Genomic DNA, 15,569 nt, shown 5'->3' on the forward strand with positions numbered 1-15,569 from the left:
CCGAGGTAAATGATTGATGAGTGCCCTGCCTGAATTTGAAAACCACGCCCAGCAAGAAGTCAAATATACCACCTGCTATATGTGCGCCTGTCGGTGTGGGATCAAGGTGACCCTTGAAGAGGGTAAAATCCGCTATATTCAGGGAAATCGCGAGCATCCTGTCAATAAAGGGGTGTTATGTGCCAAGGGTAATGCGGGCATCATGAAACAAAACTCACCGGCCAAGCTCACGCAGCCTTTGTGGCGCAAAGAGGGCAGCGAACGTGGAGCCGGTGAATTTGAACCCATTAGTTGGGAGCAAGCACTGGATCGGCTGACCGAGCGTCTGGCACAGATTCGGGCAACGGATCCCAAAAAGCTGGCCTTTTTCACCGGGCGTGATCAAATGCAGGCACTCTCCGGGCTTTGGGCGGCGCAGTTTGGTACCCTTAACTGGGCCGCGCATGGCGGGTTTTGTTCGGTCAATATGGCCGCAGCGGGGCTTTATACCACCGGCTTTGCCTTTTGGGAGTTTGGCGACCCTGACTGGGAACACACCAAATATTTCATGCTCTGGGGGGTGGCTGAAGATCATGCTTCCAATCCCATCAAGCTCGGTATAGAACAGATCAAACGGCGCGGGGCTAAATTTGTTGCCATCAATCCCGTACGCACCGGCTACCAGGCCGTCGCGGATGAATGGGTTGCCATTCGCCCGGGTACGGATGGACTGCTAGCCCTGTCGATGATTCACGTCTTGCTGAAAAATTCGCAGTTTGACTGGGCCTATCTGATTCGCTACACCAATGCGCCCTGGCTCGTCATTGATACCCCCGGTGTCAAGGGGCATGGCCTGATCTGGCGCGATGCGCAGGGACGCCCCCAGGTGTTTGATCAAACCAGCCAGGGCTTTGTTAATGCCCTGGAGGTTGATACCACACCGGCGCTGTTTGGTGAGTTTGTTACCCCGGATGGGCGCAAGCTCAAAACGGCCATGACGCTGTTGGCAGAACGTTACCTGGATGCCCAGTATGCACCGGAGACGGTGGCTGCCACCTGTGGGGTTGCGGCGCAGACCATTGAGCGTCTGGCACTGGAGATGGCGCACGTTGCCTTTAAGGAAAGCATTGAGATTGACTGTCAATGGACAGATGCCTACGGGCGCGTGCATGATAAATTCATTGGACGTCCGGTATCCATGCATGCCATGCGCGGTATCTCGGCGCATTCCAATGGTTTTCAGACGGCCCGCGCCATTCACCTGTTACAACTGCTGCTGGGTAGCGTGGATGTGCCAGGAGGCCATCTCGCCAAACCACCGTATCCCAAACATATTCCGCCGGCGATCAAACCGGCGCGGCAAACTACCCCCAATACGCCCTTAAAAAGCCCACCGCTGGGTTTTCCTACAGGTCCTGAGGATCTGGTCATCGACGAGGCCGGTAATCCCTTGCGTATTGACAAGGCTTATTCCTGGGAAGCTCCTATGGCCAATCACGGATTGATGCACATGGTGATTACCAATGCGGTCAAAGGCGATCCGTATCCGATTGATACCTTGATTTTTTTCATGGCCAACATGTCCTGGAATTCCACCATGAACACCAGCGAGATCATGGATATGTTGCGTGCCAAACACGAAGATGGCCGCTATAAATTGCCCTTTTTGGTCGTGTGTGATGCCTTTGATGCGGAAATTGTGCGTTTTGCCGATCTGGTACTGCCGGATACCACCTATCTGGAGCGTCATGACACCATCTCCATGCTGGATCGTCCTATTTCAGAACCCCATGTTGCGGCAGATTCGATCCGGCATCCGCTGCTTGTGCCGAAGCGTGATGTACGTCCCTGGCAGGAGGTGCTGGTTGAACTCGCCACACGGCTTAAATTCCCTGCTTTCACGCGTGAGGATGGCAGCCCTCGTTTTAGTTCCTATCAGGACTTCATCATCAACTACGAAAAAGAGCCCGGCATTGGCTTTCTTGCCGGTTGGCGAGGCAAGGATGGTACACAACATCTGCGCGGTGAACCTAATCCGAGGCAGTGGGAAAAATACATTGAAAATCAGTCGTTTTTTGCCCATCACTTTGAACCATCGCAGCGTTTTTACCGTTTCGTCAACCGCGATTATCTGACATTAGCCAAGCATGCCGGCTGGGTGGGTTCAACCGATCCCATCATCATGGAGATCTATTCCGAAACCCAGCAACGCTTCAAGCTGGCCGGGCAAGGGCTGTATGAAGGACCTATGCCAAAGCAGCCTGAACATCAACGGCGTCTGCGTACATACTTTGACCCATTGCCCATCTGGTACACGCCTTTAGAACAAGGCCGTATTGACGAGGCAAAATACCCGTTTCATGCCATCAATCAACGCCCGATGTTTATGTACCACGCCTGGGATTCGCAAAACGCCTGGTTGCGCCAGATTTGTGCCCATAATTATCTGTACATGAATCGGGCACAGGCTGAATCCATGGGCATTGCTGATTTATCCTGGGTATGGGTCAGCTCGCACAAGGGCAAGATTCGTGTACAAGTCAAGCTGATTGAGGCGGTGGAACGTAACACGGTCTGGACCTGGAATGCCATTGGTAAACAATCCGGTACCTGGGGCCTTAAAGCGGATGCCAACGAAGCGCAAAGGGGTTTTTTGATGAATCATTTGATCTCGGAGTTGCTGCCTGCACGCGGTGATGCACAGGATGCCATCACCAACTCAGATCCCATCACCGGACAGGCTGCCTGGTATGATCTGCGTGTGGCCATCACCCCAGCAGCGCCTGGGGAAACCGGCACCTGGCCGACCTTCGCCAGCCATAAACCCCTCCCTGGGCAGACCGCCTCACCGGATGTGCTACGCTATCAATCCCATAAGGCCGTGCATCTAAACCGCAGCCTGCGCGACATCCTGACCCGCAAATAATCCCGCAACTACATGGCGGCATCATCTTGATCTGGATCGCCGAGTTATACTCGGCTGATCTTGACTTGGCGTCTTCGCGTGAGCTGTCTTGTTTTCGTTGCCGGGAGCAACTGGGCGCTCCAGTTGTCTCAGTACATCACCGCCAGCCAAAACATCGGCATGATGATCATCGCCAGTTTTAGCCAATCCCTCATGCTCGGACGCGCCAGCGGCGATACTGTCAGGCAGGTCAACGGCGCCTGCCGGGCGTGCGTCAAAATCGTATCCAGCAATTGCGCGGAGCGTTCCAGCGGGCCACCGTGTCCGTCCTTGACCAACTTCGTCGCCAGCTCATGCACCTGCGGGGCGGCATCCAGGGTCAGCACCAGACGCACCGCAAACCGCTGTGCCGGAAAACCCACCGCCTGCAATGGTTGGGTGAGCCACAGCAGACCGCGCACCAGCGTATCCTGCGTGGTGGTCTGCAACAGCCAGATCACCGCCCCCAGCGACAACACAATCAATAGTGTGTGCTGCACACCCGCGAGCAAACCCATCGCGGTCGGTGACAGCAGACCCAGCGCAGGCCACAGCGGCTCACCCGGTGTAAACCAGCCAAAAATAGCGAAAATGGAAAGATAAAACCACACCAGCCGCCGCGCCATCTGGCCAAAACGCCGCCAGGCCAGGCTACCAAGAAAAGAAAGTCCCAGCACGATAAACACCGCACCGAGCAGCAACACAGGCCACCCCGTCTGCGCCAGACAGGCAATAAACAGCATAACCCCAAGGATACGCAAGGCAGGATGCATCAGGCCGATCGCCTGTTAAGAGAAAAAACGAAGGGATAAATCTATGGTGCAGATGGTCGGAGTCGAACCGACACGGCTTGCGCCACCGCCCCCTCAAGACGGCGTGTCTACCAATTCCACCACATCTGCAAAACTGAAGGCTGCGCATTATAGCAAAAAAATCCCAACTTGCCAGCCTTCATACACGGTGGATTGCCCCAAGCTGGAACCTTTGCAGCAGGCCGAGGCGCTGATGGGGATGCTCTCGCACCTGTGGCGGCATCATCCTGATGCCGCGTAAAAGCAACGGCTGGAAGCCGTCGCTACGCTACGGTCAAGCGCTGCTGGTGAACAGTTCTCGAAATACCGGGAAGATGTCGCCTTTGGCGCGTACTTTGCGCATGGCCATGGCATGTCCTGCTTCCAGCAATCCTTCGTACAGTAGCCACAGATCGGAGGGGATGTCCCAGCCGCGTTCTTCGCTGACTTCAATATAGGCAAAATAACGACACAGCGGCAAAATCACGTCTTCCAGAATGCGTGCCACTGCCGGGTTGTCGCTTTCGGTGTTGTCGCCATCGGAGGCCTGGGCGGCGTAGATGTTCCAGTCGGCGGGGGTATAACGCTCGCGCACCACGCGCTGCATTTCTTCAAAGGCGGGCGAGACGAGGGTGCCGCCGGTTTCGCGGGAATAAAAGAAGGTGTCTTCGTCCACTTCCTCGGCGATATGGGTGTGCCGGATAAAGACCACATCCACATGCCGATAGCGCCGCTCCAAAAACAGATACAGGAGGATAAAGAAACGCTTGGCCAGGTCTTTCATGCCCTCGGTCATGGAGCCGGAGACATCCATCAGACAGAACATCACCGCCTGGGAGATGGGGCGGGGCACCGGGGTATAGCGGTTGTAGCGGATATCAATGGGGTCGATATAGGGGATCAGCCGGGCACGTCGCCCGTGTTCTTCGCGCTGCAAAATCAGCGCCCGCAGCCGCTCAGGCTCTTTGCCGGAGCGCTCCAGGCGGTCAATCTCCCGATCCAGCGCCAATAGCTCTTCCCGTTTGGGGCGGTGCAGGGCCAGGCGGCGTGACATGGCGTTGCGCATGGTGCGCCCCAGATTGAGGTTGGCCGGGGAGCCGGAGGTGGCATAACCGGCGCGTTGCAGGCCCTCGTGCTCGGTCTTGGTGATCTGATTGCGCACCAGCCGGGGCAGTTCGAGATTCTCAAAAAATAGGTCGAGAAACTCCTCACGGCTGACGGTGAACTGAAATTCGTCTTCCCCCTCGCCTTGGTCACTGCCGCTGTTGCCCCGTCCGCCGCCTTCGCTTTGGGGTCTGGCAATGCGATCTCCGGCGCGGTATTGCTTGTTGCCGGGCAAGACATGCTCACGCTGGCCGTGACTGCTGCCTTTGTGGAAAAACGGCTCTTGCAGGTTGTCTGCGGGAACGCGGATTTCTTCTTCCTGCTGGGCAATATCGGAGACCTTGCGCCGGGCGGAAATATCACGCACCGCGTCCAGAATCTGGCGCTTGGCACGCCGGATGAAACGCTGGCGATTGGCCAGGCTTTTATCCTTGGGATTCAAACGCCGATCGACAATGTTCACCACGGCCCCCTTAAGCTTAACCGGCCTGTTTGACCCGCATGTACCATTCGACCAGGCGACGTACCTGGCGTTCAGTATAGCCCCGCGTCACCATGCGCTCGACAAATTCATGGTGTTTGCGGTCCACATCTGAATCGGCCTTGGCGCCAAAACTGATCACCGGCAGCAGGTCTTCAACATGGGCAAACATGCGTTTTTCAATGACTTCGCGGATTTTTTCATACGCCGTCCATTCCGGCATTTCCCCCCCCTTGCTGGCGCGGGCGCGTAGCGCAAATTTGACCACCTCATTGCGAAAATCCTTGGGGTTGGCAATGCCGGCGGGCTTTTCAGTTTTGGTCAATTCCTGATTGAGCGCCTGACGATCCAGCAGTTGTCCGGTGTCCGGGTCTTTGAAATCATGGTCTTCGATCCAGGCATCGGCATAGGCCACATAGCGCTCAAACAGATTCTGCCCAAAGTCGTGATAAGACTCCAGATAGGCCTTCTGAATCTCATTGCCGATGAAATCGGCATAGCGCGGTGCCAAATCAGCCTTGATGATTTCCAGATAGCGGCGTTCGGTTTCCTCGGGGAATTGTTCACGGCGCAAGGCCTGCTCCAGCATATACAGCAAATGCACCGGATCGGCAGCCACCTCGCGGGTGTCGTAGTTAAAGGTCTCGGAGAGTACCTTGAAAGCAAAGCGGGTGGAAATTCCGTCCATGCCCTCATCCACCCCGGCGACATCTTTGTATTCCTGCAAGGATTTGGCACGCGGGTCAGTGTCTTTGAGGCTCTCGCCGTTATAGATGCGCATCTTGGAATACAGACTGGAATTTTCATGCTCTTTGAGGCGGGTGAGCACCGAAAAACGCGCCAGAATCTCCAAGGTTGAGGGCGCACAAGGGGCTTGCGCCAGCTCGCTGGTACTGACCAGCTTTTGATAAATCAGCTCCTCTTCGGTGACGCGCAGACAATAGGGCACCTTGATCACCGAAATGCGATCAATGAAAGCCTCGTTGTTTTTATTGTGCTTGAAGGTCTGCCATTCTGATTCGTTGGAGTTGCCGGTAATCAGCACCTTGCCATTGCGGCGCGCAATCAGCGTATGGTTCGGCGTCTCCAGGCACCAGACCATGCCGGCATAGTCAACCATTCCCTTGTTAACGTTGTCACTGCGCACCTGATTCACGCCCAGCCGGGTGTTGAGCATGAACACATCGGCATAACCTTCTTTACGACTGATGGCGCAGGTCGTTTTGCTGCCGCTCAGTGCCGCCAGTTCCTGCAGGAGATCACGATGGAAAGGCACATTGGTGCTGAGTTGGTAGTGATTCTCCCGACTGTTTTGCCCCTGACTGCCATCAGTGATGCCCCATTCCTGCAAGAGTATCGTGGCTTGCCGGGCCGACAGGAGGCGGTGGATTTCCGTGAGTTGCTTGGTGAATTTGGCCGACATGCGCTTGACATAAAATGCCGTGGTGCCGTCCGGAGATTCCTCACCCTGCTGCCAGGAAAAATCCAGTCGGGACAGCAGTTCCTGGAAGGCTTTGATCTTGCGGTCTTTATTGAAGTGAAAGCGATAATTAAGACGTCCGTCGTTGGCAATGTAATGGACCGAGCCTTCGGTCACACACCAGATATGGAAGCGTAACTCATCATCACTGGCGTAGTAATCGAGATCCGGGCGCTCCAAAACGCCGGAGACGGGCAGATGTGCCCCCTTGACGAAGAAGTCCTCGGCGAGCGTTTCCTTATAAGAACCATAGGACTCGTAGATGATCTTGTGATTCGGCGTGACGAGGTGATCAGCCGCACTGCTGGAGAGGTGGTACATCGGGCCTTCGTAATACATTTCGTATTTCTTCAGCGCCGGTTGATATTCGATCTTGCCAGTCTCGCGATTAAGGGTGGCGATCAGATCATCGACCTCGACCGCTTCACGGCGCTTCCATCCCCCGACGGTGAGGATTTCGGTATCCTCGCTAAAGCAGTGCGCCATGATGATACCTTGAAAGGGAATGGCACCAATGTTTTCCGTGCCCACATAGTTGCTTTCCTGGGTGGCTGTGAGCAGCGGATGGAGCATTTTGATCGGCGCCTTAAACATCTCCACAAATTCCAAAATGCCCTGATTGGCGCGGTTCAGGCCGCCGGAGTAGCTGTAGGCATCGGTGTCATTTTGGCTATACAGCTCAAGCTTGCGGATATCCACCTTGCCCACCAGCGAGGAAATATCCTGATTATTTTCATCCCCCGGCTCGGTTTTGGACACGGCAATCTGGCGCAATTTGGACGGATACAGCCGCACCACACTAAAGCGGGAAATATCGCCGCCCAGTTCATCTAAGCGTTTGACCGCCCACGGTGAAATTAAGCCCGTAAGACGGCGCGCCGGGATACCAAAACGCTCCTCCAGCAGCGGCCCCATCGTGACCGGATCAAACAGCCCCAGCGGGCTTTCAAATACCGGCGAAAGCTCATCGCCGACCTTGAGCACATAGATCGGATGCTTTTCCATGAGGCTTTTGAGGCGTTCTGCCAGCGAGGATTTGCCTCCGCCCACCGGCCCCAGCAGATACAAAATCTGCTTGCGCTCTTCCAGCCCCTGGGCGGCATAGCGGAAAAAGCCCACGATGCGCTCAATGGTTTCCTCCATCCCGTAAAAATCTTCAAAGGCCGGATAGAGCTTGATGGTGCGGTTCATGAAAATCCGCCCGAGCCGCTCATCCTGGGCCGTATCGACCACCGTTGGCTCACCGATGGCCGCCACAATGCGCTCGGCGGCACTGGCATAGTGCAATGGGTCATCCTTGCAGGCTTCAAGGTATTGTGCCAGGGACAGCTCCGCTTCCTGACGTTTTTGATAATGACGCGCATAGTGCGCGATTAAAGTCTCTGCCGAATCCATGATGCTTACCTCGCGATGGTCGGAATGGACAGGTTACTCACGGTTAATCATGCAAAAAAACACCCGTTAAAACCACATGGGCAGACCGCTGCAGCGTGAAAAGCACAGCGTCTGGGTTGCCTTATGAGAACGCCGGGCTGCGGTGAGTTCATTTGACACGAGGCGATACATACTATCGCAGCGCGGTGGTTTTTCGGTTAGCATAACTTAACACAGCTAAAGCGCAGCGTTTTCTGCATTCAAAATATAAAGGGCGCATCATCTATGTCGAGTGTACAGGCGACCACCACGATCATGCTGGTGGACGATACGCCAACCAACCTCATTTTGCTGGGAGAAATCCTCCATGCAAATGGCTATCGTGCAGTAGCCTTTCCCAGTGGAGAGCTTGCGCTTAAGGCCGCCGCAAAAAACCCGCCGGATTTGATCTTGCTGGATATCCGTATGCCCCAGATGGATGGCTTTGAGGTCTGTCGGCAGCTCAAAGCCATCCCCCTTCTGGCGAGCATTCCCGTGATCTTCATCAGCGCCATGGACGACACTGAACACAAGCTGCAGGCCTTTGAGCTGGGCGGCGTGGATTATGTCACCAAGCCCTTTCAGGAAGCCGAGGTACTGGCCAGAGTCGCCACCCATCTGCGCATCATCCATCTGCAACGCCGCCTGACCGAACACAACGAAAATCTGGAGCAGCTTGTCGCCCAGCGCACCCAGGAACTCGCCCAGGCGCACAGCCGCTTATTGGAGCTGGATCGGCTGAAAAACGATTTTTTACACATGATCTCACACGAAATCCGCACCCCGGCCAATGGCATTCTAGGCATTGGTGAATTATTGCTGGAGCTGTGCGCCGATAACGAGGAAACGGCAGGCTTTGCCGATGCCTTTCGCCAAAGCAGCGAACGTCTGCATAACCTGATTAACGACGCCACCCTGCTGGCCGAGCTGAAGCATCTCAGCACCGATATGGCGCAAAGCACGTCCTTGGCCCATATTGTTGATGATCTCAAACAGGCGCTGCGACCCTTGGTGATTACCGTACACACGCGCACCGATCTCACCGCGCTGCACAGCCAGGCCAACCCCGTTTTAGTACAAAAGGCGCTAAAAACCGCCGTACAACTGGCCCATTGTTTTTCCAAACCCAGGCACCATCTTGTCCTGGAACTCAGTCTGGAGGAGCATGTGCTCAACCTCCGCATCGCCCTGGATGATTTGTCACTGAATGCCGCCCAGGCAGAGGAATTTTTTCAGCTGGCCTCTGCTGTGCGCTCCTGCTCACGCGCCGAAAACATGGGGCTGGCACCGGTGGTGGCACACAATATCCTCACCGCGCTGGGTGGTGGTCTAGCGCTGTGCAAGGTCGCAGATGACGCCACCCAGGACCACCTGCTCGCCCGCATTCCGCATTGCAGCTACCTTGCCCAATAGGGGTGGCATCGCCCAGATGCCGCTTAAAACAAGCATGTCCGCGTGCGCGCACTCCGCCATCGTCCAGACCGTGCAGCAACAGCTAGTGCAGAATCTGCGGCGTTATCCGCCTACCCGCCATTATTGTCTGGCCTACAGTGGCGGCCTGGATTCCCACGTCTTGTTACATGCCATGCAGCTCTTGGCGCAGCATGATGCCTCACTCAGCCTACAGGCTGTGCATATCCATCACGGCCTCAATCCCCAGGCGGATCACTGGGTCGAACATTGCCAGCAAATCTGTGCCGCGCTTGAAGTCCCGCTGACGGTGCAGCGGATCAACGCCCGCCCGTCCACTGGATACAGCCTGGAAGATTTTGCCCGCCGCCAACGCTATCAATTACTGGCCAAGGCACTCCCGCCGGGCGCCGGGTTGTTACTGGCTCAACATCAAGATGATCAGGCGGAAACCCTGTTATTGCAGCTGCTGCGCGGCGCGGGCCTTGCCGGACTGGCCAGCATGGCGCCCTGGCAACCCTTTGCCCAGGGTTTCATGGCCCGCCCCTGGCTTGAGGTGTCACGCAGCACCTTGGCGCAGTATGCCCACACCCATCAACTGCGCTGGATTGAAGATGATAGTAATCAGGATACGCGCTTTGATCGCAACTACCTGCGCCATGAGATTCTGCCGCGCCTGCAGCAGCGCTTTCCCGGCACCGTCGCCACGCTGGCGCGCGCTGCCAAACACCAGGCCCAGGCCCAGGATTTACTCGGTGAACTGGCCCGCCGTGATTTAGACAGTGTGCGCGCCCTCACCCCCGGTCAGCTCTCGATCGCAGGTCTGCGTCTGCTCAAACCGGCACGCCAGGTCAATGCGTTGCGCTACTGGCTGCATGAGAAAGGCCTGCCAATGCCGCCACAGGCCCGTTTGCACAGCGGACTTGCGCAGCTGTTAACCGCCCGCCACGATGCCAGCCCGCACATCACCTGGGAGGGTGCCGAGCTGCGCCGCTATCGCGACACCCTCTACGCCATGCCGCCGCTGGCGCCCCATGACCCTCGCATATCCTTACCTTGGGATGGCCAAAGCGTGCTGCGACTTGAGACGTTAAACCTGTGCTTAACGCCCGCAGAATTACCCGCACTCACCCCGCCGCTGCGTCCCGATGAAACCCTGTGGGTCCGGTTTCGCCAAGGCGGTGAAACGCTGCCTTGGCAAGGCCACACCCAATCGCTAAAAAAACGCTTTCAGGCCGCTGGGATTCCCCCCTGGGAACGCGAACGCATCCCGTTGATTTATCGCGGAGAATGTTTGATCTATGTACGCTGGCCGTGAATAGCGTTCACCACCAGAGCATATCGATATAACGGTCCGCTTGCCCCACACCGCCACGCCACTTAAGCTGTGTTAGACTAACCCCCTTGACCCTTGACCCTTGGCACGGTAAATGGAACCTGTCTGGCATATCCGGGTCATTGAACGGGTGCGGGTGTATTCGCACAGCCCTGTTTGGAATATCCATTTAAAATATAAAGTAACGGAGAATTGTGACTGATGAAGAACGCAGTTTATGCGATGATTGCTGGTCTGGTGCTGGTTTTGAGTGCCGGTTCTGCCTGGGCGACGAGCCCGGAAGATGCGCTGAAATACCGTAAAGCGGTTTATCAGGTGTACAAGTGGAATATGGACGCGATGGCCGCCATGGCACGCGGAGAAGCCCCCTTTGATGCCGAGCGTTTTGCCCTGCATGCCGGGCGCATCAACGCCATGCGTGAAGACGCCATTGAAGGTTATGTGGAAAACTCAGCGATTGGTGACACCACTTCCAAGCCAGAAATCTGGTCCCAGTGGGATGCCTTCATGCAGCGCCAAAACGCCTTTGAGCAGGAAATTGGCAAGCTGGCGGAAACCGCTGCCGGCGGGGATGCCCGTGCCATTCGTGCCCAATTTGGTGCCGTTGGGCAAAGCTGCAAGGCCTGCCACGATGACTTCCGGGTTTCTCGTTGATTAGGCTTTAATCCGGGATACGCAGACTGCCAGAGCAACACCGCTCTGGCAGTTTTTTTAGTCGCAAAGCGGCTGCCCCTTAGAAGCGATCCATCATCTCCTGCATCCGCTCACGGCTGACCGACACCGCATTTTTCAGCACATCCGTCCAGTTGCCAGAATCCGGCGCTTTGGTGGCGGCCAGATGCTTGATCAGATCGGCCTGATCCTGAGCCTCGTCACTCCCTTCAGCAAACACCGAAGGATCACCGGTAAACAAGACGACTGGCATACAGGTGGTAATCACCTTATCCGGCTCACGCCCCGCCAGACGCCCCAGCAAACCGGCCGGAGTCACGACCACTTCCTGCGGCTGATAGATCTGCTGCCCCGCCACTTCGCGGCGCAAAATCTGACGATTGACCACCGGCACAAAATTTAAGCCTGCATCGTTAATGGCCTTAAACACTGGATTTTGCGTGTTGGGGAACTGCACAAAAAAGGCCAAAGCCGCATTCCCATCGATCACCGCCTGCACCGCCTCCATCGCCCCATCGAAATAGGTGATGTTGCGCATATTGGCCAGACTCTCATCCATGCTTTGCAGATAACGGAAGGTCGCCGTAGAACCACTGCGCTCAGACGGCAAGGCTACCGGCATCCGTGGCGACAAACCGCGCAGGTTGTCGATACCACTCTCACGGGTAACCGCATACAGACACTCAAGGCCGATGCCCGGATTCACCAACGCAATCCGCCCCGGCTGCTCATCGGCCACCGCCGCCACCACATCAAACTGACCGATGCCGATATCTTTGGGGTTTTCTAACACCCTGGCCACATTATCCGCACTGCCCTGACTGGTAGCGCATTTATGCTCAAAAAACTCCTTGCGAATCGCCCGCTCCACCTGCGGACAAAAATCATTGGTATAACTGCCCGTCGGCGAACCCGCATGGATGGCGCCCTGCGCCAACACCGGGGTGCTAGATACACCGCTCAAGAGCAATCCGAATACTAACCACTGAGAAAAAGAGAATCTACGCATCAACAGCCTCCTAGTTTTAATTTACGCGCCCGTGTCAGGCACGACATAACACCTTGGCAAGCATAACTTGTTGACATCCTCCCCCGCCTGAAGGCGGGGGATTCCTAACCTCACGATTAGGACTTTCTGTTTCAACGAGATCAGCCAATGCCGCTTTACAGCAACACAGGATTTACGTTCTCTCCACAGACTAACCCCGCCAGCCCGGCGGTTAAAATAAAGGTAGCATCCATGTATAGAGAGAGCAACCTACCAAAGAAGAGGCGTCGGAAACGGGCGCACGCTTTGCGTGCTGCGCTATCCCTCCTTGGCCTTGCGGCCGGGGTTTCTCGCGCAAACTGATGAGTAATAAAGTTTCAATCCACGCGCCCGCGTGGGGCGCGTGTGACGGCATCATCTTGATGCCACCACGTCAAAGACTCTCCCCCTGCCAAGGGGGAGTCCCGCCGCAGGCGGGGAGGGGGTCAAAACCACCCATAACCACCCCGCCCCTACGCGCCACCCCTCCTTGAAAAGGAGGGGAGTTTTTAAGCGGCATCAAGATGATGCCGCCACGAAGGCCAAAAGCCCATTACTGTCGCGCACGAACGAGACGCACCCGGTACTGCGCGATCTTGTAGCGGTTACCGACATTACCGTACCCGAAGCTCACGTACCACGCATCATCAGCAGTATAACTGGCATAGGGCGAAGACGACCAAAAGAAATCAGCAGGTGTTTTTGGAAAGGCCAGCGAATCAATGGTTGGCTTGTGATAGTCACCTTCACAACGCCCAGAACCTCCTACAGGCTCGCCCGTTGCATCAAATTCCAAAGGTTTTTGTCGGCCAGAGGAACAATACACCAGGCTGAATAATTCCTTGAGTGTCGGGAGGCGCCAATCCGTATAACCGGCATAGCCACCGGAGGCATTCAGCGCCTGCGCGGCCTGCAAGGCCGCATCCCATGTATATTCATTGGCCTTGCCGATACAGCGCCCGTTTTCCCAGGTTTGTCCCAGACTGCAACGCATCCACTGCAGCCCCGTTCGGACATCCAGCACCGTGCCGTCATATAAATCCTGGTAACGTCGAGAACCGATAAAGCTGCGTTCATGGGCAAGTAGTTTCTCTAACTCCTCTACCCGCTTTAATGCGGCCTCATGATCTTGCAATAACTTCATCGTCCCCGCGCTGTCGCCGCTAGGAGTGGCACACATCGCCTCCAGAATTTGTGCATCTATCTCAATATCAAATGCGGTACATAAACCCTGCAAAGCGTCTTTTTAGGTAGAGTTTTTAACCCCTATACCTGCTCAGCCAAGGCGTTTTCTTTGCGGGACAACAGCCATTTTTCCAATAAACCACTGTGCAAATGCTCATAGACCTCCGTGCAGAAATGCTCTCGTAAGCTGTCGATATCACTTATCGTGTGCCCATCCATCACAAAATCAAATTTAATCCGCTTTTTGATCACCATGATCAGAATCCTCAATACTGTTAAATCGTCATACGTAGCAACACCCTGGGAACGCGCAGCCCCAGTTTATCAGGAGCACGGAGCTAAAGCTCCGTTCCCCCGGTGCACAGCGGGAGCTGTGCGCTCCCGGCAAACACTGTATATACATACACCCCTTGGCCGCGCCTGCGTACCGATCTGGCCAGCTACCCGCAGCAGCTTCGCCGAAGATGGCGGGCTGTTTGGCTTAGCGTGTGGGGAAGAGTCCCAAGACGGAGGTTTTGTTGTAAAACTCCAGATAATCATGTCCGCTGTTGGCGATTTCGCCCAGGGTAAAGGCGCCAAAGACCGGGGTTTCGCGTCCCACGGCCTGTAATTCCTGGGTGATTTTGTCGCCGAGAAATAATACCCGCGAGATGCAGTCAATAAACAGGCCTGCCGTTGCACCCGGCTGTTTGAACCCGTCTTTGGCCTGATCCCGAGCGGCGGCGGCGGCTTCGATCAAGGAGTCGCTGGTGCCGTTGAGCAGTTTGACAAAGCACCCTTCCGGCACCTCGCCTACGCACAGCAATTCAGAGCCATTGACCACTTTGAGCGGGTCACGCACGATCATCTCCGTGCCCAGTTTGGCAATGCCAAAGGGGTAGGATTTGGCCAGGTCGAAAAAATTATCTTCACGCAGTTCTTGCCCACTGTGGGCTTCCACCAGACGTTTATAGACCGCAAAGGCCGGTTCCCAGTCGAGGGTCTGGATCAGGTTGCGCTGGGCGCTGGTGACTTTGATGCCTTCGCTGATGGCCTGCCAGCCGTGGGTGACGCCGATGCTGCTGTACAGTGGCAGACGGGCGAGAATCGCAACATCCTGCAAGACGCCCTGCGGGGTGAGGATGCAGGGGCGTTGTTGAAAGCTCAATGAGCCTGCGCCTCCGCCGATGAAGTTGTCATCCAGGCCGAAATAGAGAAACAGGCCTTCAATCAGGCTGCTGATGCGACTGGCCAGACCGTCCACCAGAACCAGCAGGGTGGCGGGGCCATCCAGATCTTCCCATGCGGCGGTGGCGTGTTCGATGTGTTGATCAAAGTCAGCTGCCGGATCGCTCAGGCCCTCAATCACTGCCAGGTCAGGGGTGACCGGTAAGCCGACCAGCAGGGTGCCTTGGGCGTAATTGGTATTGGCATAGGCAATTTGCGGGAAGATGCCGCCAAAGACCGGCAGCGGGTTGTCACGCAGAAGCTGGGATAGCTTTTGTGTATCCCAGTCATTATGATCACAGCCTAATACGAGAATGGCCTTAAGATCGTCGCTGCGGTTGAGGGTTTGCAGGGCGAGGGCAAATTGCGCCAGGCTTCCTGTGGGTTCAAAATAAAGCTGCATGTTTATCTGCCTTTGTTGTCGCATCGCATGGTTAGCATAGAGGCCGCTGATCAGGGGGGTCAACGAGGTCAAGTATATCCAAATACCGCGTTATCTTGGCCTATGTTGCGTGGTTTTTGGTAGCGTGGCATCGTGTAT

Annotated in this window: 11 protein-coding genes and 1 tRNA gene; 4 read left to right on the forward strand and 8 right to left on the reverse strand. The window is 55.9% G+C overall.

Annotated features, from left to right (window positions below; translation table 11 throughout):
* Positions 1-16: 16 nt before the first annotated feature.
* Positions 17-2,905: a molybdopterin oxidoreductase family protein gene (locus THISIDRAFT_RS11795; protein ID WP_006787391.1), complete on the forward strand. Its 2,889-nt coding sequence runs from the start codon at positions 17-19 to the stop codon at positions 2,903-2,905.
* Between the two features lie 128 nt (positions 2,906-3,033).
* Here THISIDRAFT_RS11795 and THISIDRAFT_RS11800 read toward each other — a convergent pair whose 3' ends face one another.
* From THISIDRAFT_RS11800 to THISIDRAFT_RS14905, 4 genes are all read right to left on the reverse strand, one after another.
* A complete protein-coding gene (locus tag THISIDRAFT_RS11800; RefSeq protein WP_006787392.1) occupies positions 3,034-3,696 on the reverse strand; it encodes an energy-coupling factor transporter transmembrane component T family protein in 663 nt (220 codons plus the stop codon).
* 44 nt (positions 3,697-3,740) lie between these two features.
* Positions 3,741-3,825, reverse strand: a tRNA-Leu gene (locus THISIDRAFT_RS11805).
* Positions 3,826-4,009: 184 nt separating this feature from the next.
* Positions 4,010-5,284 (reverse strand): YeaH/YhbH family protein, encoded by a 1,275-nt coding sequence (locus THISIDRAFT_RS11810; protein ID WP_006787394.1) that lies wholly within the window; start codon positions 5,282-5,284, stop codon positions 4,010-4,012.
* A gap of 13 nt (positions 5,285-5,297) precedes the next feature.
* Entirely contained in the window at positions 5,298-8,174 is a 2,877-nt protein-coding gene (locus tag THISIDRAFT_RS14905; protein WP_006787395.1) for a PrkA family serine protein kinase, read from the reverse strand.
* A gap of 264 nt (positions 8,175-8,438) precedes the next feature.
* Between THISIDRAFT_RS14905 and THISIDRAFT_RS11825 the strand changes: the two genes are divergently transcribed.
* From THISIDRAFT_RS11825 to THISIDRAFT_RS11835, 3 genes are all read left to right on the forward strand, one after another.
* Entirely contained in the window at positions 8,439-9,605 is a 1,167-nt protein-coding gene (locus THISIDRAFT_RS11825) for an ATP-binding response regulator (RefSeq protein ID WP_006787396.1), read from the forward strand.
* A 16-nt stretch (positions 9,606-9,621) separates the two neighbouring features.
* On the forward strand, positions 9,622-10,920 hold the full coding sequence (gene tilS / locus THISIDRAFT_RS11830) for a tRNA lysidine(34) synthetase TilS (RefSeq protein WP_246585385.1): 1,299 nt from the start codon (positions 9,622-9,624) through the stop codon (positions 10,918-10,920).
* A 219-nt stretch (positions 10,921-11,139) separates the two neighbouring features.
* Positions 11,140-11,592, forward strand: a complete 453-nt coding sequence (locus tag THISIDRAFT_RS11835) for a c-type cytochrome (protein WP_006787398.1) — start codon at positions 11,140-11,142, stop codon at positions 11,590-11,592.
* A 79-nt stretch (positions 11,593-11,671) separates the two neighbouring features.
* Here the strand turns inward: THISIDRAFT_RS11835 and THISIDRAFT_RS11840 are convergent, their stop codons facing one another.
* The 4 genes from THISIDRAFT_RS11840 to THISIDRAFT_RS11855 all read right to left on the reverse strand — a co-directional run bounded on the left by THISIDRAFT_RS11840 (position 11,672) and on the right by THISIDRAFT_RS11855 (position 15,431).
* On the reverse strand, positions 11,672-12,574 hold the full coding sequence (locus THISIDRAFT_RS11840) for a type 2 periplasmic-binding domain-containing protein (protein ID WP_139064014.1): 903 nt from the start codon (positions 12,572-12,574) through the stop codon (positions 11,672-11,674).
* 616 nt (positions 12,575-13,190) lie between these two features.
* Positions 13,191-13,817 (reverse strand): Lcl C-terminal domain-containing protein, encoded by a 627-nt coding sequence (locus THISIDRAFT_RS11845; protein ID WP_246585386.1) that lies wholly within the window; start codon positions 13,815-13,817, stop codon positions 13,191-13,193.
* 86 nt (positions 13,818-13,903) lie between these two features.
* Positions 13,904-14,077, reverse strand: coding sequence for a hypothetical protein (locus THISIDRAFT_RS11850; RefSeq protein ID WP_006788055.1), 174 nt, complete (start codon positions 14,075-14,077; stop codon positions 13,904-13,906).
* Between the two features lie 226 nt (positions 14,078-14,303).
* Positions 14,304-15,431 (reverse strand): FIST signal transduction protein, encoded by a 1,128-nt coding sequence (locus THISIDRAFT_RS11855; protein ID WP_006788054.1) that lies wholly within the window; start codon positions 15,429-15,431, stop codon positions 14,304-14,306.
* Positions 15,432-15,569: the final 138 nt, after the last annotated feature.

This window comes from Thiorhodospira sibirica ATCC 700588, from assembly GCF_000227725.2.
Classification (GTDB): domain Bacteria; phylum Pseudomonadota; class Gammaproteobacteria; order Ectothiorhodospirales; family Ectothiorhodospiraceae; genus Thiorhodospira; species Thiorhodospira sibirica.

Coding starts and splice junctions, on each gene's coding strand:
- THISIDRAFT_RS11795 (WP_006787391.1), top strand. CDS start 17: ATGAGTGCCCTGCCTGAATTTGAAAACCACGCCCAGCAAGAAGTCAAA.
- THISIDRAFT_RS11800 (WP_006787392.1), bottom strand. CDS start 3,696: ATGCATCCTGCCTTGCGTATCCTTGGGGTTATGCTGTTTATTGCCTGT.
- THISIDRAFT_RS14905 (WP_006787395.1), bottom strand. CDS start 8,174: ATGGATTCGGCAGAGACTTTAATCGCGCACTATGCGCGTCATTATCAA.
- THISIDRAFT_RS11825 (WP_006787396.1), top strand. CDS start 8,439: ATGTCGAGTGTACAGGCGACCACCACGATCATGCTGGTGGACGATACG.
- tilS (WP_246585385.1), top strand. CDS start 9,622: ATGCCGCTTAAAACAAGCATGTCCGCGTGCGCGCACTCCGCCATCGTC.
- THISIDRAFT_RS11835 (WP_006787398.1), top strand. CDS start 11,140: ATGAAGAACGCAGTTTATGCGATGATTGCTGGTCTGGTGCTGGTTTTG.
- THISIDRAFT_RS11845 (WP_246585386.1), bottom strand. CDS start 13,817: ATGTGTGCCACTCCTAGCGGCGACAGCGCGGGGACGATGAAGTTATTG.
- THISIDRAFT_RS11850 (WP_006788055.1), bottom strand. CDS start 14,077: ATGGTGATCAAAAAGCGGATTAAATTTGATTTTGTGATGGATGGGCAC.
- THISIDRAFT_RS11855 (WP_006788054.1), bottom strand. CDS start 15,431: ATGCAGCTTTATTTTGAACCCACAGGAAGCCTGGCGCAATTTGCCCTC.